This is a genomic window from Pseudomonas sp. GD03862 (assembly GCF_029840855.1).
Taxonomy (GTDB): Bacteria; Pseudomonadota; Gammaproteobacteria; order Pseudomonadales; family Pseudomonadaceae; genus Aquipseudomonas; species Aquipseudomonas alloputida.
The window spans coordinates 1-16372 of the sequence record NZ_JAOCDI010000035.1; the positions used below are offsets into that span (position 1 = coordinate 1).

General features: G+C 62.5%; 15 protein-coding genes, 1 tRNA gene and 1 pseudogene. 10 read left to right on the forward strand and 7 right to left on the reverse strand.

From position 1 onward, the window contains the following. Positions 1-318, forward strand: a pseudogene (locus tag N5D53_RS20385) (transcriptional regulator); the annotation flags it as partial. Here N5D53_RS20385 and N5D53_RS20390 read toward each other — a convergent pair. Beyond that, a complete protein-coding gene (locus N5D53_RS20390) occupies positions 297-776 on the reverse strand; it encodes a TIGR02444 family protein (RefSeq protein ID WP_064491755.1) in 480 nt (159 codons plus the stop codon). The pseudogene N5D53_RS20385 and the gene N5D53_RS20390 sit on opposite strands and share 22 nt — an antisense overlap. Before the next feature lie 50 nt (positions 777-826). On the opposite strand from N5D53_RS20390, the gene N5D53_RS20395 reads away from it, so the two are divergent. The 3 genes from N5D53_RS20395 to N5D53_RS20405 all read left to right on the forward strand — a co-directional run bounded on the left by N5D53_RS20395 (position 827) and on the right by N5D53_RS20405 (position 4155). Further along, a complete protein-coding gene (locus N5D53_RS20395; RefSeq protein WP_104960577.1) occupies positions 827-2737 on the forward strand; it encodes an ATP-binding cassette domain-containing protein in 1911 nt (636 codons plus the stop codon). Further along, on the forward strand, positions 2737-3324 hold the full coding sequence (locus N5D53_RS20400) for a mechanosensitive ion channel family protein (RefSeq protein ID WP_010951581.1): 588 nt from the start codon (positions 2737-2739) through the stop codon (positions 3322-3324). The genes N5D53_RS20395 and N5D53_RS20400 overlap by 1 nt, the downstream gene beginning before the upstream one ends. Before the next feature lie 198 nt (positions 3325-3522). Beyond that, the gene (locus N5D53_RS20405; RefSeq protein WP_010951582.1) at positions 3523-4155 is read left to right on the forward strand and encodes a LysE family transporter; all 633 of its coding nucleotides are present in this window, start codon (positions 3523-3525) and stop codon (positions 4153-4155) included. Positions 4156-4203: 48 nt separating this feature from the next. On the opposite strand, the gene N5D53_RS20410 is transcribed toward N5D53_RS20405, so the two are convergent. Further along, positions 4204-4956 (reverse strand): slipin family protein, encoded by a 753-nt coding sequence (locus N5D53_RS20410; RefSeq protein ID WP_104960578.1) that lies wholly within the window; start codon positions 4954-4956, stop codon positions 4204-4206. Positions 4957-4958: 2 nt separating this feature from the next. Next, positions 4959-6305, reverse strand: coding sequence for a nodulation protein NfeD (locus N5D53_RS20415; RefSeq protein WP_104960579.1), 1347 nt, complete (start codon positions 6303-6305; stop codon positions 4959-4961). 98 nt (positions 6306-6403) lie between these two features. Here N5D53_RS20415 and N5D53_RS20420 point away from each other — a divergent pair, with 98 nt between their 5' ends. From N5D53_RS20420 to N5D53_RS20430, 3 genes are all read left to right on the forward strand, one after another. Further along, on the forward strand, positions 6404-6862 hold the full coding sequence (locus N5D53_RS20420; protein WP_279840705.1) for a YbaK/EbsC family protein: 459 nt from the start codon (positions 6404-6406) through the stop codon (positions 6860-6862). 61 nt (positions 6863-6923) lie between these two features. Further along, the gene (locus N5D53_RS20425) at positions 6924-7166 is read left to right on the forward strand and encodes a DUF2789 domain-containing protein (protein ID WP_104960581.1); all 243 of its coding nucleotides are present in this window, start codon (positions 6924-6926) and stop codon (positions 7164-7166) included. Positions 7167-7235: 69 nt separating this feature from the next. Further along, the gene (locus tag N5D53_RS20430; RefSeq protein WP_190869787.1) at positions 7236-7874 is read left to right on the forward strand and encodes an NADH:ubiquinone oxidoreductase subunit N; all 639 of its coding nucleotides are present in this window, start codon (positions 7236-7238) and stop codon (positions 7872-7874) included. A gap of 6 nt (positions 7875-7880) precedes the next feature. Here the strand turns inward: N5D53_RS20430 and N5D53_RS20435 are convergent, their stop codons facing one another. The 3 genes from N5D53_RS20435 to N5D53_RS20445 all read right to left on the reverse strand — a co-directional run bounded on the left by N5D53_RS20435 (position 7881) and on the right by N5D53_RS20445 (position 10457). Then, positions 7881-8318, reverse strand: coding sequence for a CBS domain-containing protein (locus N5D53_RS20435; RefSeq protein WP_014589311.1), 438 nt, complete (start codon positions 8316-8318; stop codon positions 7881-7883). A gap of 169 nt (positions 8319-8487) precedes the next feature. Beyond that, the gene (locus tag N5D53_RS20440) at positions 8488-10218 is read right to left on the reverse strand and encodes a dipeptidase (RefSeq protein WP_104960582.1); all 1731 of its coding nucleotides are present in this window, start codon (positions 10216-10218) and stop codon (positions 8488-8490) included. A gap of 162 nt (positions 10219-10380) precedes the next feature. Beyond that, a tRNA-Arg gene (locus N5D53_RS20445) sits at positions 10381-10457 on the reverse strand. A gap of 475 nt (positions 10458-10932) precedes the next feature. Here N5D53_RS20445 and gabD point away from each other — a divergent pair. The 3 genes from gabD (at position 10933) to N5D53_RS20460 (ending at position 15232) form a co-directional block, all read left to right on the forward strand. Further along, entirely contained in the window at positions 10933-12375 is a 1443-nt protein-coding gene (gene gabD / locus N5D53_RS20450) for an NADP-dependent succinate-semialdehyde dehydrogenase (protein ID WP_010951596.1), read from the forward strand. A gap of 182 nt (positions 12376-12557) precedes the next feature. After that, complete coding sequence (gene gabT / locus N5D53_RS20455) at positions 12558-13835, forward strand: 4-aminobutyrate--2-oxoglutarate transaminase (RefSeq protein WP_003255866.1); 1278 nt, start codon at positions 12558-12560, stop codon at positions 13833-13835. 137 nt (positions 13836-13972) lie between these two features. Then, positions 13973-15232: a response regulator gene (locus N5D53_RS20460; protein ID WP_010951597.1), complete on the forward strand. Its 1260-nt coding sequence runs from the start codon at positions 13973-13975 to the stop codon at positions 15230-15232. A 90-nt stretch (positions 15233-15322) separates the two neighbouring features. Here the strand turns inward: N5D53_RS20460 and N5D53_RS20465 are convergent, their stop codons facing one another. Then, a complete protein-coding gene (locus tag N5D53_RS20465) occupies positions 15323-16351 on the reverse strand; it encodes a sensor domain-containing diguanylate cyclase (RefSeq protein ID WP_064491760.1) in 1029 nt (342 codons plus the stop codon). Between the last annotated feature and the right edge of the window lie 21 nt (positions 16352-16372).

Below are 16372 nucleotides of genomic sequence, written 5' to 3' on the forward strand. Positions count from 1 at the left end.
CCAGCTGCCAAGGCGACCGCTGCCGCCAAGCCTGCGGCCAAACCGGCTGCCAGGGCGACCGCTGCGGCCAAACCGGCTGCCAAGGCGACTGCGGCAGCCAAACCTGCGGCCAAGCCAGCTGCCAAAGCCCCTGCTGCCAAGCCGGCCGCAAAACCAGCTGCCGCCAAGGCACCAGCACGCACGGCCGCCAAACCCGCCGCCAAACCTGCTGAAGCCAAACCCGCTACACCGGCCGCCGCAACCAACTCGGTGAGCCCGGCTGCTGCTGCACCGTCGGCACCTGTGAGTACTCCGGCTCAGGCACCTTCGGCGTCCTGAAGCGCAGCCGCTGCGACGCGCAACTGAACTAGCGCGTCATGATGCAGAGCCTGGTCCGGTGCCAGCCGGGCCAGCCAGTCGTCCGCGGGCTCATGGGAGCCCACGGGCCACTGTTGTGAGCGTTCCTGCAAGCGCTCCAGCAAGGCTTTTTCTGCCTGTAACTCCAACCCCTTCACCTGTTCACGCAATGCGGCCAGTTGTGCATCACCCGATGCTGGGGTTCGCCATTGCTGGCGCAGGCTGCGCAGCGGGGCGACCACGTCACGCTGCCAAGGCTCGGCAAGTTCTTGCAGTGCTTGCGCACGTTCGCCCAGTACGGCCACACCACGTGCTTGCAGCCAAGTCGCGCACAGCAGCAGGCAGACATCGCCACCCAGTGCCTGCAATTCAAGGCAGGCGGCTTCCACGCCGGGCCTGGCATACAGGGCCAGGGCGTAATTCCACAGGTCGGTGTGCATGGTTCCACTCGCGCTATGGGCCGAGGAAGCTGGTAGACTCCGCGACCATCATGATCAGACTATCCAACCTCACTTTACAGCGTGGTCCGCAGCGCTTGCTAGAAGGCGCCGAGATGACCCTGCACGCCGGTCACAAGGCCGGCCTGATCGGCGCCAACGGTGCCGGAAAATCCAGCCTGTTCGCCTTGCTGCGCGGTGAGCTGTCGCCCGATGCCGGTGACTGCCAACTGCCCGGCGACTGGCGCATCGCCCACATGCGCCAAGAGGTCGACACCCTCGACCGCCTGGCTGTGGACTATGTGCTTGATGGCGACGTGCGCCTGCGCAAGGTCCAGGCCGAACTGGCCGCGGCCGAGCAGGCCCACGACGGCACCGCCCTGGCGCGCCTGCACAGTGAGCTGGAAAGTGCCGACGGCTATACCGCCGACGCCCGTGCGCGCAAGTTGCTGGCTGGGCTGGGCTTCACCAACGAACAGATGGACCGCCGTGTCGGCGATTTCTCTGGTGGCTGGCGGATGCGCCTGAACCTGGCCCAGGCACTGATGTGCCCGTCCGACCTGTTGCTGCTCGACGAGCCCACCAACCACCTCGACCTCGACGCGATCCTGTGGCTGGAAGACTGGCTCAAGGGCTACCCCGGCACATTGTTGCTGATCTCCCACGACCGTGACTTCCTCGATGCCGTGGTCGACCATGTGCTGCACGTCGAGCAGCGCAAGCTCAACTTGTACAAAGGCGGCTACACCGCCTTTGAGCGCACCCGTGCCGAGCGCCTGGCGCAGCAGCAGCAGGCCTACGAGAAGCAGCAGGCGCAGCGCGCGCACATGGAGAAGTACATTGCCCGCTTCAAGGCGCAAGCCACCAAGGCCCGCCAGGCGCAAAGCCGGATCAAGGCCCTGGAGCGCATGGAAGAGCTGTCGGCGGCGCATGTCGATTCGCCGTTCGACTTTGTCTTCCGTGAATCGCAGAAAATTTCCAGCCCGTTGCTGAGCCTTTCCGAAGGTCGCCTGGGTTATGGCGACAAGGCCATCCTCGACAAGGTCAAGCTGCAGCTGACCCCGGGTGCTCGTATTGGTCTGCTCGGGCCCAACGGCGCCGGCAAGTCGACCCTGATCAAGAACCTTGCAGGTGAGCTGGAGCCGTTGTCGGGCCGCCTGGTTCGTGGCGAGAACCTGGCGGTAGGCTACTTTGCCCAGCACCAGCTGGACTCGCTGGACGACAAGGCCAGTCCGCTGCTGCACCTGCAGCGCATCGCCCCTACCGAGCGTGAGCAGACGCTGCGCGACTTCCTCGGCGGCTTCGATTTCCATGGTGCCCGCTGCGACGAGCCGGTGGTTAACTTCTCTGGTGGCGAAAAGGCCCGCCTGGCACTCGCGCTGATTGCCTGGGAGCGGCCAAACCTGCTGCTGCTCGACGAACCGACCAACCACCTCGATCTGGAAATGCGTCTGGCGCTGACCATGGCCTTGCAGGAGTTTGCCGGTGCAGTGGTGGTGGTGTCCCACGACCGTCATTTGCTCAAGAGCACCACGGACGACTTCCTGCTGGTGGCCGACGGCAAGGTCGACACCTTCGACGGTGATCTGGAGGACTACAGCCGCTGGCTGGTCGAGTACCGCCAGCGCAGTGCGCCGGCCAGTACTGCACCGGCCAACCCGGACAAGACCGACAAGAAAGCCCAGCGCCAGGCTGCCGCAGCCTTGCGTCAGCAGTTGGCACCGCACAAGAAGGCTGCCGACAAGCTGGAAACCGAGCTCAACCAGGTGCACGCGCAATTGGCCGAGATCGAGACCGCGCTGGGTGATGGTGGCCTTTACGATGCGGCGCGCAAGGACGAGTTGCGCGACCTGCTGGCGCGCCAGACCCGGCTCAAGCAACGCGAAGGCGAGCTGGAAGAGGCCTGGATGGAAGCGCTGGAAACCCTTGAAAGCATGCAGGCCGAACTCGAGGCGTTGTCCTGATGGAGGAACTGCGTTCGCTGCTGCCAGGGCAATGGATGGACACCTTCTGGCTGGGATTGCAGATCCTCTTGATCCTGGCAGCGGCGTTCATCCTGCAACGTATCGTCGCTCGCGGGCTGAGCCGCCTGGGCCAGCGTTACCCGTTACCGCCGGAGCTGCTGGTGCCCGTGCGCGGTGGCCTGCGCTGGCTGATCATGGGCAGCGCGCTGCTGTTCGTGCTGGAGCGCATGGGTGTTTCGGCAACCGTGTTGTGGACAGCACTTTCCGGCTTCGTAGCGGTAGCGGCGGTGGCCTTCTTCGCCATGTGGAGCGTGCTGTCCAACCTGTTGTGCGCGGTGTTGATCTTCACGGTCGGGCCGTTTCGCATCGGCGATGTGGTCGAGCTGGTCGACACCCTCGACAAGCCAGGCGTGAAAGGCCGAGTGATCGCTATCAACCTGCTGTTCACCACCCTGCTGGAAGTGCCCGAAGCGGGCGGAGCGCTGGTGCAGGTGCCCAATAGTCAGTTCTTCCAGAAGTCCGTGCGGCGTTGGCGCGGGGCCGAGGTACAGGCCCTGCACAAAGAAACAGCTGCGGAAGCGGACTGAGCCTGTTCTGGCCCCTTCGCGGGCACGCCCGCTCCCACAGGTATTCCACAGCGTCTGAAAATGCACTGTAGGTGTGGGAGCGGGCGTGCCCGCGAAGAGGCCAGGTCAGGCCACACAAATCCATCAGAAATCACTGGTTATTTTTTCGCCAAAACCTTAGCTTAACGTTTTGCAACAAATGTTCGAGCGAGGTGTGTGATGTCGATGGAAGTATGGTTAGGCTTTTTTGCCGCCTGCTGGGTGATCAGCCTTTCACCCGGTGCCGGGGCGATTGCCTCGATGTCCAGCGGCCTGCAATACGGCTTCTGGCGTGGTTACTGGAACGCCCTGGGCCTGCAGCTGGGCCTGATCATGCAGATCGCCATCATCGCCGCCGGCGTCGGTGCCGTCCTGGCTGCCTCGGCCACGGCGTTCCAGGTCATCAAGTGGTTTGGCGTCGGCTACCTTGTGTACCTGGCCTACAAGCAGTGGCGTGCCCTGCCGATGGACATGAGCGATGAATCAGGCGTGCGCCCGATCGGCAAGCCGCTGAGCCTGGTGTTCCGTGGCTTCCTGGTCAACATCAGCAACCCCAAGGCGCTGGTGTTCATGCTGGCGGTGCTGCCGCAGTTCCTCAATCCCCATGCGCCGCTGCTGCCGCAATATGTGGCGATCACCGTGACCATGGTCACGGTCGACCTGCTGGTGATGGCGGGATACACCGGGTTGGCTTCGCATGTGTTGCGCATGCTGCGCACGCCCAAACAGCAGAAGCGTTTGAACCGCACCTTTGCCGGGTTGTTCATTGGTGCAGCCACCTTCCTGGCGACCTTGCGCCGCGCGCCGGTCTGACAGACCGCATACAGGCCATTCGCGGGCAAACCCGCGATTGGCCCATCACTATTTCTCCTTGTCCACCAACCCCTTCAGCAGATCTATCGGCAGCGGGAAGACGATGGTCGAGCTCTTGTCCCCGGCAATCGTCCCCAGCGTCTGCATATAGCGCAACTGCATCGCCCCCGGTTCCTTGCTCAGCATTTGCGCGGCTTGCATCAGTTTCTCCGACGCCTGCAGTTCACCCTCGGCATGAATCACCTTGGCCCGACGTTCGCGCTCGGCCTCCGCCTGGCGGGCGATGGCGCGTACCATCGACTCGTTCAGGTCAACGTGCTTGATCTCGACGTTGGCCACCTTGATGCCCCAGGCATCCGTCTGCGCATCCAGCACCTGGCGGATGTCCAGGTTCAGTTGCTCGCGTTCTGCCAGCAGCTCATCCAGCTCGTGTTTGCCCAGCACCGCACGCAGGGTCGTCTGGGCCAGCTGGCTGGTCGCCACCAGAAAATCCTCGACCTGAATGATCGCTTTCTGCGGGTCGAGCACGCGAAAGTACAACACTGCGTTGACCTTGACCGAAACGTTGTCGCGGGTGATCACATCCTGCGGCGGTACATCCAGTACCACTGTACGCAGGTCGACCCGTACCATTTGCTGGATCACCGGGATCAACAGGATCAGCCCCGGCCCTTTGACCTGCCAGAAGCGCCCCAGCTGGAACACCACGCCGCGCTCGTATTCGCGCAGGATGCGAAACGCCGACAGCACCAGCATGGCCAGCACGATCAACACAGCGCCGAAACCGAATTGCATGAACATGCTCATTCTCCTTGCGTCGCAGGCGCGGCGGCGCTCACTTCCAGCATCACGCCATGGCGCGCGGTCACCCGTACGTTCTGGCCAGTTTGCAGCGGCGTTGCGCACCGCGCTTGCCATGGCTCGCCCTGAGCCAGCACGACACCACAGAAGGGGTCGCTTGCCATCACCTGGGTGACGGTGACCAGGCTGCCGACCAGGCCGGCGTCGCCACTGACGAGCGCCCGTTGCCGGGCCTTGAGAGCCATGCCCAGCACGCCACCGATCAGGAGTGCCGAGAGCAGCGCCAAGGTGCCGATCAAGGCCAGGGGGATGCCGAAACCGGGGGCGTCGGTGTCGATCAGGATCAATGCGCCGACCACAAAGGCAACGATGCCGCCGAAGCCGACCACGCCGAAACTGGGCAAGAAGGCTTCGGCGATCATGAAGGTGATGCCAAGCAGGATCAGCGCCACCCCGGCAAAACTCACCGGCAACAGCTGCAGCGCATACAGCGCCAGCAGCAGGCAGATACCACCGACCACACCGCCCACCGCAGAACCTGGGTTCATGAATTCGAACAACAGGCCGTAAACGCCGATCATGATCAGGATCAGCGCTACGCTGGGGTTGGTGATGACCGCCAGAAACCGTGTGCGCCAGTCCGGCAGATGCTCGACCACGCTGGCGCCTGCGGTCTGCAACTGCCGTGGTTGGCCGGCCACCTGAAGCGTTTTGCCGTCGAGCTTGCGCAGCAGGTCAGGCAGGTCATCGGCCACCTGATCGATCACGTTCAGCCGCAAGGCCTCGCTGGCGGACAGGCTGACCGCCTCGCGCACGGCCTTCTCCGCCCAGTCGGCGTTGCGGCCGCGCAACTGCGCCAGGCCACGGATGTAGGCGGCAGCGTCGTTGACCTGTTTGCGTGCGAGGGTTTCATCGTCGCCGCTTTTGGCTTTGTCGTCACTGGGCGTGCCAGGCGCACCGCCGATCCGCACCGGCGTGGCAGCTCCCAGATTGGTTCCGGGCGCCATCGCCGCGACATGGCTGGCGTAGAGAATATAGGTGCCGGCGCTGGCGGCGCGGGCTCCGCTGGGGGCAACGTAGCTGGCGACCGGTACAGGGCTGGCGAGAATTGCCTTGATCATCTGGCGCATGGCGCTGTCCAGCCCGCCCGGGGTATCCATGCGGATAACCACCAGTTGCGCGCCTTGCGCCTGGGCCTGGCTGAGGCTGCGCACCAGGTAGTCGGCGCTGGCCGGGCCGATGGCGTCGTCGATGTTCAGCACCCACACCGCGCCGGGCGCTGCCTGGCCACCTGGCGTGATGCCAAGCAACAACAGCAGCAACAGCCAGCGCCAGCAGCGGGCGATCACCTGTCGTCACCTCATTTGCGCGTATTACACAAGTTTAGCCCCGCCCACCCGTACCCGGCCTAAAATTGAGAATTGGGGGGCGAAACCGGAGGTGCATCATGCGTATGGCAAAGACCCTGCAGGCCAGCCTGGACAAGGCCAACTGCGACTACGACATCATTCCCCACCCACATTCGGCCACCAGCCTGGAGTCGGCCCGAACGGCCGGCGTGCCCGCCGAGCGGGTGGCCAAGTCGGTGATGCTCGATGACCGTCATGGCAACTACATCATGGCCGTTCTACCGGCCAACCGGCACCTGGACATGACCAAGGTGCGTATGTCCGGGGCCTGGCATCTGACCCGTGAAAGTGGTCTGCCGAGCCTGTTCAATGACTGCGAACGCGGTGCCGTGCCGGCCCTTGGCGATGCTTACCAGATAAAAATGCTGCTCGACCCGAGTCTTACCCGCCAAGGCGATGTCTACCTGGAGGCGGGTGACCACGATCACCTGATTCACATGAGCATGGAGCAGTACATGAAACTGGTGCCGCACGCCAAAGTGCGCGAGCTGTGCTGATGTTTTCAAACCAATGCCAGGCGGGCGTCGTGGACGGCTTGCCTGGCGCTCAGGAGGAACCATGGAAGCGCCGATCCATCCCTTTGCCGAACTGTTCAAGCAGCTGGGCTTGCCCGACGATCCCACGAGTATCGATCAGTTCATCACCAGCCATTCCCCGCTGAAGAACGAAATCAAGCTGGTGGATGCGCCGTTCTGGAGCGACTCTCAGCGGGCATTCCTCCAGGACAGCATCATTGAAGATTCCGATTGGGCCGTGCCCTTCGATCAACTCAACGAAGCGTTGCGCCGCCCCCGAAAATAAAGCGCCGAGCGGCACCTGACGAGTGATCGGCCGTTGCTATGCTCAGGAAAACAATAAGGGGATAGCGCGATGAAAGATCCCTACGCACCAGGTTTCTGGTGTTCCGTGACGATCCTGGGCACCCTGACGGCCAGTTACTTCTATGGCGTCAGACAGACGCAACAGATGAACCAGGCCGTGCATTTCCTGTACGCCGCTGCCGCAGTCACTGTAGCGGTTGCACTGGTGGCGCTGACATGGATCGCCTGGCAGCAGTTGCGCCTGAACAAGCGCGAAGTGGTGCAGGGGCGAACGTTGCTGACCATCTGGAATACCAAGGTTGCGCTACGCCGCGTCGAGACGGTTTTCGACCGTTATTTCTGGGGCAGCTACTGGCATTCGGGGCGTACCTTCGAAGAGGTCATGGGCGAGCTCAGGGGCACTCCGCTGGAGCAGAGCCTGGATGCGCTGAAGCGCCAGTGCCGGGTGCTCGACCGCGAAATCCATGACCGCCATCACCACTGGCTGGCCAATGCTCGCGACCTGTCCAGCGTGGCCCAGGCGATGGCCCGCGAACGCTACCAGCTGGACCTCGGCGAGCCCACGCACAGCGGCCACGGCAATACGGCAGTGCTCAACCGTGACCTGGAAGTGCTGGTGTACACCTGGTCGGCGCGCTTGCGTAGCTTCGACCATCAGCTGGACGAGCTGGAGCGCGCCTACCATTGAGGCGCTTCATTCGCCGCGGATGTACTGCTCCATTTGCTTGATCAGGCTCGCCTGTTCGTCAATGGTTTCCTTGACCAGGTCGCCGATCGACAGCAGGCCGAGCAATCTGCCGTTGTCGACCACCGGCAGGTGACGCAGGTGCCGGTCGGTCATCAGATTCATGCAGAAATCGAGCTTTTGCTTGGGCTCCACGGTGACCACCGGTGCGCTCATGATTTCGCGTACCGGCGTGGCGGCGGAAGAGCGGCCCTTGAGGACCAGTTTTCGCGCATAGTCCCGTTCACTGACGATACCCACCACCTGGCCACCCTCAACCACGGGCAGTGCACCGACGTTTTTCTCCGCCAGCAGTTTCAGGGCGTCGAGCACCGAGTCATCCGGGCCGATGGTGTACACGGTCTGGTGCTGGGACTTGGTCTTGAGGATTTGTTCGACGTTCTTCATACGGGCCTCTGCGGGTGAAAAAACGCTGTCTCGGTTTAACTAAAGCATCCGGTACGGCGCTCTGCACGGCAATGCAGGAAACGGCATGGAGGCGATTGAAAAACGTCATTGCCGTTCGCTTGTAACAGCCTTTTCGCGGCTAAAGCCGCGAAGAGGCCGGTACTGCGCATCAAAGCTTCGGCATCTGGCCGATCCGCGCCACCATTTCGCTCACCACCTGCAAGTCCAGCATGAACTGCTCCACGGTCTTGAACTCGTTGTCGTTGTGCCCGGTGTACTTCACGTCCGGCATGGCCAGGCCAAATTGCACACCGTTGGGAAGATCGTGCACCGAAGTCGCGCCGGCCGAGGTTCCGAACTCATGCTTCATACCCAGGTTCTCGGTGGCCACAGCGAGCAGAGCCTTGACCCATTCGCCTTCAGGGTTGCGGTACATCGGCTCGTCCAGGCTGAAGTCGAACGCCACCGAGGTGTTGCTTTGCCGGGTCCATTTGCCCAGTTTGTCGGCCAGTTCGTCCTTGATCGTGGCGATCGGCTTCCCCTTGGGAATGCGCAGATTCACCGCCAGTTTCAAGCCTTTGTCATCCACCCCGACAAAAGTCAGCGAGGTGGTCAGCGGGCCCATGAACGGGTCCTTGAAGGCCACGCCGAGCTTGTTGCCCAGGTAGTCCAGGCCCCAGTTTTCGGCGGCGTAGCGGGCCGCGTCGGTAAAGTGGTTGTGCTTGAGCGACACCTGCTGGCCGAGGCCATTGATGAAGTCGAGCATACGCGCCACCGGGTTGATGCCGGATTCCGGCTCCGAAGAGTGTGCGGAAACACCGGTCACGGTGAGCAAGACTTGCTTGCCGTCGGCCTTGGCGTCGATGCTGAAGTCGCTTCCATGCTGCTTCACATATCTGGCGCCGGCTTGCTGCAGGTGCTTGACCAGCTGTGCCGGGTTGTCAGAAATCAGGGTCGCAACCGACGTTGTCGGGATCTGGTTGGTGGCCAGGCCACCGGTCAGGTTGACGATCTCGGCACCCTTGCCGCTGGCCGGGCGCTTGGTGAAGCTGGCCATGACCGTGCCGTAGCCTTTCTCGGCAATCACTACCGGGTAGCCGCCGTCGAGGGCCAGGTTGTAATCGGGCGTAGGGTTGCGCTCAAAGTAGTAGGGGATGGCATCACCGCTGGTTTCTTCGGTGGTGTCGATCAGCAGCTTGAACTGCCGGGCGAGCGGCAGGTTTTCGTCCTTGGCCACTTTCAGCGCGTACATCGCCACCACGATGCCGTTCTTGTCGTCCTCGGTGCCGCGGCCGTACATGCGGTCACCCACCAGGGTGACCTTGAACGGGTCCAGGCGCGTACCGTCGGCCAGCTTCCAGTTGTCCGGGTTGACCGGCACGACGTCAGCGTGGGCATGGATGCCGATCACTTCCTTCCCGCTGCCCAGCGAGATCTCGTACACCCGGTTGTCGATGTTGCGGAAGGCCAGGCCGAAGCGGTCGGCCAAGGCCTTGATCTTGTCGGCGATCTTGAGGAATTCAGGGTTTTCGTACTGCGGCGTACCCTCGACATTGAAGGTGGGGATGGCTACCAGTTCACGCAGGGTTTCGGTTGCGGCTTTGCCATACTTGATGCGGGTATACAGGCCGAGCAGGCGGTTGATCTCGTCTTGTTGCCCGGCGGCCAATGGCTTGTCGGCCAGGTAGGCGTCGACGGTTGCCTCGAGGTCGTCGGCCTTGCCCAGGTCGCTGCCTTTGAGCTTGCCGAGGAATTGCCTGAAGTCGCTTGGGTCGCTGCCGTCGAAGGCTTTGACGATAGCTGCGGACTGCTGCTGGGTGAGGTTGGCCTGGGCAGGCTGGGTGAACAGGCCGATGCTGGCCAGCAACAGGGTGGTGGCGGTGAGTTTTTTCAACTGCATGGTTGTGCGCATTCCTTCGCCAATCATTGTTATGGGTTACCCGTTCGGAGAACGGGAAGACGCCCACGCTAACATCAATGACCCGTGGCACGGGAGTACCAGAAAGGTGACATGGCGCACAAACGAAAAAGCCCCGGGCTCAGGCCCAGGGCTTTCTTGATATGGCGCACTCGGCGGGATTCGAACCCACGACCCCTGCCTTCGGAGGGCAGTACTCTATCCAGCTGAGCTACGAGTGCAACGCGCACGCATGATACCCATCTGTGTCGTTGACGTCCATCGCCTTGATCTGTAGCTGTTTTTACCGTGTTGGCTGTGCAGATCCCTGTGGGGCGGATACACGACAATACCGATCGGAAATGAACAACGGTGGGCCGGGGGGACCGGCCGTAACCGAGCGCACGCCAATGCCATCGATTACGGCGCCGATGACGACAGCATCATCGTTTCAGCCCAGCATCAGGGCGGGGGGAAATTAGCCGTGACAAGCAGTGAAACGAATTTTGGTTTCGCCCCACGTCCGGCCGCAGCATCGTCTACCCTTCAGCGGCCATTCTGCGGGCGATTTCAGATGGGCTGTGCAACCATTCGTTCTTTTTTTCGAACAGCCTATTGTCCAACACCCCAGCAGCCGCTTAGCATTCGTTTGAGATTTCAAACGCTCGATGCCCTGCCTTGGGCGCTTTTCAACAATCAACAATTCGGGAAGCCGACATGCAGCTCAAAGACGCTCAGTTGTTCCGCCAGCAAGCCTATATCAATGGTGAGTGGCTGGATGCGGACAACGGCCAGACCATCAAGGTGACCAACCCGGCCACCGGCGAAGTCATCGGTACCGTGCCGAAGATGGGCACCGCGGAAACCCGCCGCGCCATCGAGGCCGCCGACAAGGCCCTGCCGGCCTGGCGTGCCCTGACTGCGAAAGAGCGCTCGGCCAAGCTGCGTCGCTGGTTCGAACTGATGATCGAGAACCAGGACGACCTGGCTCGCCTGATGACCACCGAACAGGGCAAGCCGCTGGCCGAAGCCAAGGGCGAAATCGCTTACGCTGCCTCGTTCATCGAGTGGTTCGCCGAAGAAGCCAAGCGCATCTACGGTGACACCATCCCGGGCCACCAGCCAGACAAGCGCCTGATTGTCATCAAGCAGCCAATCGGCGTTACCGCGGCCATCACCCCGTGGAACTTCCCGGCCGCCATGATCACCCGTAAAGCCGGCCCGGCCCTGGCCGCTGGCTGCACCATGGTCCTCAAGCCGGCTTCGCAAACCCCATACTCCGCTCTGGCGCTGGTCGAGCTGGCCCACCGTGCCGGCATCCCGGCTGGCGTGCTGAGTGTGGTTACCGGCAGCGCCGGCGAAGTTGGCGGCGAACTGACCGGCAACTCCCTGGTACGCAAGCTGTCCTTCACCGGCTCGACCGAAATCGGTCGCCAGCTGATGGAAGAATGCGCCAAGGACATCAAGAAGGTTTCCCTGGAGCTGGGTGGCAACGCCCCGTTCATCGTGTTCGACGACGCCGACCTGGACAAGGCGGTCGAGGGCGCGATCATCTCCAAGTACCGTAACAACGGCCAGACCTGCGTCTGCGCCAACCGTATCTACGTGCAGGACGGCGTCTACGACGCGTTCGCCGAGAAGCTGGCCGCTGCAGTTGCCAAGCTGAAGATCGGTAACGGCCTGGAAGAAGGCACCACCACTGGCCCGCTGATCGATGGCAAGGCTGTCGCCAAGGTCCAGGAACACATCGAGGACGCCGTCAGCAAAGGCGCCAAAGTGCTGTCCGGTGGCAAGCTGATCGAAGGCAACTTCTTCGAGCCGACCATCCTGGTTGACGTACCGAAGACCGCTGCTGTCGCCAAGGAAGAGACGTTCGGCCCACTGGCGCCGCTGTTCCGCTTCAAAGACGAAGCCGAAGTCATCGCCATGTCCAACGACACCGAGTTCGGCCTGGCCTCGTACTTCTACGCCCGCGACATGAGCCGTGTGTTCCGTGTCGCCGAAGCCCTGGAGTACGGCATGGTGGGTATCAACACCGGCCTGATCTCCAACGAAGTCGCGCCGTTCGGTGGTATCAAGGCTTCGGGCCTGGGCCGCGAAGGTTCCAAGTACGGTATCGAGGACTACCTCGAAATCAAATACCTGTGCATCAGCGTCTGATAGCACGGTAAAGGCTTTACCTCTGCCAGCGGGGCGCGAGAGCGACGTCTCGCTGGCCTTTTTTACATTGCAGTACCTGGTGGCCAGGGCGTTCACGACAGTCGATCAACGAATACTGTTCGCGAGCACTCCCAGCCGCCCCCGAATAAAAGCGCCATTCCTGTCGGCGCAATGAGGGCATTATGAGCAAAACCAACGAATCCTTGATGCAACGTCGTGTAGCTGCCGTTCCACGTGGCGTCGGCCAGATCCACCCGATCTTCGTCGACACCGCGAAGAACTCGACCGTGATCGACGTTGAAGGCCGCGAACTGATCGACTTCGCTGGCGGCATCGCAGTACTGAACACCGGCCACCTGCACCCGAAAGTGGTTGCAGCCGTGCAAGAGCAGCTGACCAAGGTCAGCCACACCTGCTTCCAGGTGCTGGCTTACGAGCCCTACGTAGAGCTGTGCGAAAAGATCAACAAGCTGGTCCCAGGCGACTTCGACAAGAAGACCCTGCTGGTCACCACCGGCTCCGAAGCCGTTGAAAACGCCGTCAAGATCGCCCGTGCTGCCACTGGCCGCGCTGGCGTCATCGCCTTCACCGGCGGTTATCACGGCCGTACCATGATGACCCTGGGCCTGACCGGCAAGGTCGTGCCGTACTCCGCTGGCATGGGCCTGATGCCAGGCGGCATCTTCCGCGCCCTGTTCCCGAGCGAACTGCACGGTATCAGCGTTGACGACGCCATCGCCTCGGTCGAGCGCATCTTCAAGAACGACGCCGAGCCGCGCGACATCGCCGCAATCATCCTCGAGCCAGTACAAGGCGAAGGCGGCTTCCTGCCAGCGCCGAAAGAGCTGATGAAACGCCTGCGCGCCCTGTGCGACCAGCACGGCATCCTGCTGATCGCCGACGAAGTACAAACTGGCGCTGGCCGTACCGGCACCTTCTTCGCCATGGAACAGATGGGCGTTGCGCCTGACCTGACCACCTTCGCCAAATCCATCGCTGGCGGCTTCCCGCTGGCCGGTGTGTGCGGCAAGGCCGAATACATGGACGCCATCGCGCCTGGCGGCCTGGGCGGTACCTACGCCGGTTCGCCGATCGCTTGCGCCGCGGCCCTGGCCGTGATCGAAGTGTTCGAAGAAGAAAAACTGCTGGACCGCAGCAAGGCTGTGGGTGAGCGCCTGACCGCCGGCCTGCGCGAAATCCAGAAGAAGTACCCGATCATCGGCGACGTCCGTGGTCTGGGCTCGATGATTGCCGTCGAAGTCTTCGAGAAGGGCACTCACACCCCGAACGCTGCTGCTGTTGGCCAGGTTGTCGCCAAGGCTCGTGAAAAGGGTCTGATCCTGCTGTCTTGCGGCACCTACGGCAACGTCCTGCGTATCCTGGTTCCGCTGACCGCCGAAGACGCGCTGCTGGACAAAGGCCTGGCCATCATCGAAGAGTGCTTCGCTGAAATCGCCTGATGTGACGCGCTTCAGAAAAAACCCGCCTAGGCGGGTTTTTTTATGCCCAGATAAGCCGTGTGGCGCTATGGTTATCGGAGGACTGGCTTTGGAAGCTGCGACGGACTGTGTGTCAGGTTATTCAGGAGTAGTTGGCGATGAGCGCTGCAGCCCCCACCCCACCAAGCGTACTGATTGTCGAAGGCGATCCTTGGGTACGGGACATGCTCAGCGAGATGCTGCTCAGCGTGCGCTGTGACGCCCGCCTGCAGGTATGCGCGGACGGCTCGCAGGCGCTCAGTGCCTTGTCCAGCAAGCCTGACCTGATCATCGCCGCCCGTGAGCTGGCCGGTGTCGACGGCCTCGACCTGCTGCGCAAGGTGCGCGCCAAAGGGCCAGGGGTGCCGTTCATTCTCATGAGTAACCGCAATGACAGCGCCAGTGTGCGCGAAGCGCTGCCCCTGCACCCCACGGCGTACCTGAGCAAGCCGCTGAACCTGGATAACCTGCGCAAGCGCCTGCAAGAGTTGCTGCTGGCCGTTGGCGAGGAGATCGCCTGCCCGGTACCGGCGTTGCAGGCGGGGGCCACCCTGTCAGCCTACCTTGAGCAGCGTCGCGCTACCGCCGATGGCGGGCCGCTGCTGGCCGATGTGCAGGTAGCGATCAATCGAGCGCTGAACCCCCAGGGCCTGAACCTCAGGGTGCTCGAAGAGGAAGTGCGTAACGATCCGCAAGTTACGGCGGTGCTGATCGCTGCCGCCAATAGTGCGGCATTGCACCGTGAAGCCCCGGTGCAGACGTTGCTGCAGGCCCTGAACAAGCTTGGCAGTACCCAAAGCATGAACCTGATCCTGGGCATGACCCTCAAGCGCAGCGCCCGCCTCAGTGACCCGCTGTTGGCGGAGCACGCGACCCGTTACTGGGACCTGTCACTGCACACTGCCGAATATGGCCGCACCTTGGCGCGCATGCTCGAGCTGGACGAGGGGCGTTGTTATTGCGCGGGCTTGCTGCATTGCCTGGGCGACCTGGCGGTGTTGCGCTGCCTGCAAGAGTGGCGGTTGGCCGGGGGGGATCTGGACGAGCGCAATGTGCAGCAATCGCTGGAAGAATTTGCTGCGGCATTCGGCTCGGCGTTGCGTACTCGCTGGCGTTTGCCGCTGGCACTGCGCGAGCTGATCGCTGCGATCTACCAGTTGGGTGGTGGCGTTTACTCGCTGGAGATCCTGGCCATGAACCTGGCTGGGCAGTTGTCGCGGCTGCCGGCTGGGCAGGGGCTGGAGAAGGTGGCCAGCGGCAAGACGGCGCGGCTGCTCAAGCTTGGCCTGCCGGAGCTGAGGCGGTTGCGCAAAGTGGAGAACCCGGAAGTGAAGCCGCAGGAAGAACCGCCGGTGGCTGGGGCCGAGGTTTCCAACTGAGATTCGGGGGCCGCATTGCGGCCCTTCGCGGGCTTGCCCGCTCCCACAGGCCCGCGAATAGCGGCCACAGCCAGTGCCCGTGCCGCCTGATCAGCCGCGGACTATCTGGTTCTTGCCCTGCCGCTTGGCCCGGTACATTGCCGCATCGGCCCGCGCATACAGGCTGTCCAGCGCCACATCCTCGTCGGTCAGCCCGGTCAGCCCCTGGCTCACCGTCACCCCGTACGTCTGCTGGCCATGGGTGAAGCTCAAGTGCTGAATCTGTCGTTGCAAGCGCTCGGCAATCTGCTCCGCGACCTGGGCGTTGCAGCCCGGAAACACTGCCGCAAATTCTTCGCCGCCAATGCGTCCGAACAGGTCGCCCCGGCGTAGCACGGCCTTGCCGCTGTCGGCGATGTGTTGCAGCACCTGGTCGCCTTCCTGGTGGCCATAGCTGTCATTGATGCGTTTGAAGTCGTCGATATCCAACAGCAGGAAAGCCAGCGGTGTACCGTCCTCACGTGCACTGTCGAAGGCTTGCTGAGCACATTCGAAAAAGTGCCTGCGGTTACTGCTCTGGGTCAGCACGTCGGTGGTGGCCAGGCGCTGCAGTTCGCCTTCAAGCTGCTTCTTCTCGGTGATGTCCTCGGCGATACCGACAATGATTACCCGGTCGCTATCGTGCTGCTGGTTGATGTAGCACTTGTCGCTCAGCCAGCGCAGTTGCCCGTCGGCATTGAGGATGCGGTACTCGCGGTCTTCCACCGCGCCCTTGAGCAGTACCTGGGCCAGGCTACGTTCGGCGAACTCGAGGTCGTCGGGGTAGATGCTGTCACGCCATTCGTTGTAGTCAGCTAGCACCAGGCTGACCGGGCGGCCGAAGATGCGCTCGTAGGCTGGACTCACGTACAGCACCTGACGGGTTTCCCAGTCGAAGGCCCAGAGCACAGCGTTGACGCTGTCGAGCAACGAGCTGAACAGCTGATCACGCTCACTCAGGCGGGCAACCTCTCCTTGGGCGTGGAGCAACGCCAGTAAAGTCTGGGCGGCTTCGGGAGGAGGGGTGCCGGGGAAAATCGTTGGAATGTTCTTGGCCATGTGCACGGAGCAGGTCTCAACGTGAAAGCGTGCGGCCAGCATCCGGCCCGCCACGCAGGCGAT